At 60.5% G+C, this 1410-nt stretch carries 2 protein-coding genes; one reads left to right on the top strand and one right to left on the bottom strand.

Annotated elements, in window-relative coordinates; genetic code table 11:
- The coding region (locus tag RA19_RS17680; protein ID WP_039165035.1) for an oxidoreductase at nt 1-600 on the bottom strand (600 nt) is incomplete at its 3' end.
- A 128-nt stretch (nt 601-728) separates the two neighbouring features.
- Between RA19_RS17680 and RA19_RS17675 the strand changes: the two genes are divergently transcribed.
- Complete coding sequence (locus tag RA19_RS17675; RefSeq protein WP_039165032.1) at nt 729-1364, top strand: TetR/AcrR family transcriptional regulator; 636 nt, start codon at nt 729-731, stop codon at nt 1362-1364.
- Nucleotides 1365-1410: the final 46 nt, after the last annotated feature.

The following is a 1410-nucleotide window of genomic DNA, read 5'->3' as shown; positions in this document are numbered from 1 at the left end:
AAACTTCAGCCGGCTGTCGAGCGTCTGACCGCCGTAAGGCCCGTCCAGATCATTGGTCAGAGGCGACCAAAACTGGTCCATCAAATGGCCGTAGACCTGCAGCTCGATCCCATCCATGCCGCCCTCTTTCATGCGGTCCGCCGCATCGGCAAAATCTGAGAGAATACGGACGATGTCCCAATCCTCTGCCAGCTTTGCGAACGAACGGTGCGCGGGCTCGCGGTGCCGCGATGAGCTGACCGAAGGCAGCCAATCCCCCTTATTCCAGCCGGTGCGGCGGCCCAGGTGGGTGAGCTGGATCATGACAGCCGCGCCATGTTCATGCACCTGATCGGTCAGGTTGCGGATCCAAGGCACCACCTCGTCCTTATAGGCAAGGATATTGTTGAAGACCGGCGGGCTGTCCCTGCTGACAGTGGCGGATCCGGCTGTCATCGTCAGCGCGACTCCCGCCTTGGCCCGCTCGGCGTGATAGGCCGCATAGCGCTCCTTGGGCATGCCCTCCTCGGGGTAGGCCGGCTCGTGGCTTGTCGTCATGATCCGGTTGCGAAGCGTCAGGTGCTTCAACTGGTAAGGCTGCAGCAGCGGGTCCTTGGACATGGCGCAATTCTCCTGGGGCATTGACTGGCTGGCCGCCAGCCGACACGAACATGACACCTATGTCAATTAAACTTTCACGCATGTCGGGAAAAGTTGCTCTCCTTCGGCGCGGCTGCTAGGGATCAGGCATGGACACTTCGGACCTTTCCCGCCCGCGCCTTGGCGAAGAGAACTGGCTGGCCGCCGCTTATGACGTTCTGACCGCAAGCGGTGTGGAAGCCGTGAAGGTGATGCCGCTGGCCAAGCGGCTCAACGTGTCACGCACCAGTTTCTACTGGCACTTCAAGGACCGTGAAGAATTGCTGGAAGCAATGGTCCGCCGCTGGGAAGACAAAAACACCGGCAACTTGGCCGCGCGGGCCGAGGCTTATGCCGAGAGCATTGCCGAAGCGCTTTTCAATGTGTTCGACTGCTGGATTAATCCTGATCTGTTTGATGCCCGGCTGGACCTGGCGATCCGCAACTGGGCACGGAACGACGCAGCGCTGCAAGCCCGGCTAGACCAGGCCGATGCCCGGCGCGAACAGGCGATGAAGGAAATGTTTCTCCGCTTCGGCTATGAGCCACAAGACGCTTTGGTGCGGGCAAAGGCGATGATCTACACCCAGATCGGCTATTTCTCGATGCAAGTGGCTGAAAGCACCGCTTACCGGATTTCCCTGATGCCCGGCTACATAGAAGTGTTCTCCGGGAAACCGCCCTCCCAGAAAGATCTCGCGCGGTTCCTTGCCCGGCATCCGGACAGACACGCTCCCGCCAGCTGAACAGGCATCAAAGATGCCCATACAGCCGTTGGGCCTGGCGCCGCGC

This window comes from Leisingera sp. ANG-M1 (assembly GCF_000813745.1).
Lineage (GTDB): Bacteria > Pseudomonadota > Alphaproteobacteria > Rhodobacterales > Rhodobacteraceae > Leisingera.
The sequence above is the reverse complement of the archived record's forward strand: the minus strand, read 5'-3'. Positions and strand labels throughout refer to the sequence as shown.